The following is a 1,132-nucleotide window of genomic DNA, read 5'->3' on the forward strand; positions in this document are numbered from 1 at the left end:
GGGGTCAACCGGCCGAGCCTGGCTTGTCGACGACGCCGGTGGTAGGTGCGTTCGATCCAGGTGACGATCGCGATCCGGAGCTGCTCGCGGGTGTCCCAACGCTGTCGGTCCAAGACGTTGCGTTGCAGCAGGCTGAAGAAGCTTTCCATGGCGGCGTTGTCAGCGGCCGCGCCGACACGGCCCATGGATCCGACCATGCGATGACGGTTGAGCGCGCCGACGAATCTCCGCGAGCGAAATTGAGATCCGCGGTCGGTGTGGATCACGCAACCGGACACGTCACCGCGTCGGGCAACGGCATTGTTCACCGCGGTCACCGCCAGTCGAGACTTCATCCGCGAATCGATCGAATACCCGATGATCCGGTTGGAGGAGACGTCTTTGACCGCGCACAAGTACAGCTTGCCTTCGCCGGTCTGATGTTCGGTGATGTCACTGAGCCACAACTGATTCAGTACGTCGCTGCGGAAGTTGCGCTGTACCAGGTCGTCATGGACGGGCGGCTCCGGTTTGCCGTTCTTGCCACGCCGCGGCTTGCCGAACGCGCTCCACCACCGATTCGTCGAACAGATCCGCCACGCGGTCCGCGCACTCATCGATTCACCGGCTTCGCGGGCTTCGTCGGCGAGAAGCCGGTAGCCGAACTCAGGGTCGTCGCGATGCGCGTCGAACAACGCGTTGGCGCGATACGCCTCGGTGACCTCGCCAGTGGTCACCGGATCGGCCAGCCATCGGTAGTAGGGCTGGCGAGCGAGCTGCAGCACCCGGCACGTCACCGCCACAGGGATACCTTCGGCGGCAAGCTCTTTCACGAGCGGGTAGAGCCTTTTCCCGGGATCTGTGCCTGCGACAGATACGCCGCGGCGCGGCGCAGGACCTCGTTCTCCTGCTCCAACAGGCGAATCCGGCGACGGGCATCCCGCAACTCGACCGACTCACTGCGAGTGGTCCCGGGCTTGTTCCCGTCATCGATCTCGGCTTGGCGCATCCATTTCGACAACGTCATCGGATGAACCCCGAAATCGGCCGCGACCTGCTCCAGGGTCACCCCGTCGTCGCGGTTGCGAGCGACCCGCACGACGTCGTCGCGGAACTCTTTCGGATACGGCTTGGGCACTGCGACATCCTCTCA

1 protein-coding gene is annotated in these 1,132 nt (G+C 64.2%); it reads right to left on the reverse strand.

Features of this window, described 5'->3' with window-relative positions:
• Positions 1-1,117, reverse strand: a protein-coding gene (locus DFR74_RS35265) for an IS3 family transposase (RefSeq protein WP_113975440.1) whose coding sequence is annotated in 2 segments (ribosomal slippage) — positions 1-830 and positions 833-1,117 — 1,115 coding nt annotated over the 2 segments. Because the reading frame shifts where the segments join, the coding sequence is not laid out codon by codon here. This gene is flagged as partial in the annotation.
• Positions 1,118-1,132: the final 15 nt, after the last annotated feature.

Source organism: Nocardia puris, assembly GCF_003315035.1.
Taxonomy (GTDB): Bacteria; Actinomycetota; Actinomycetes; order Mycobacteriales; family Mycobacteriaceae; genus Nocardia; species Nocardia puris.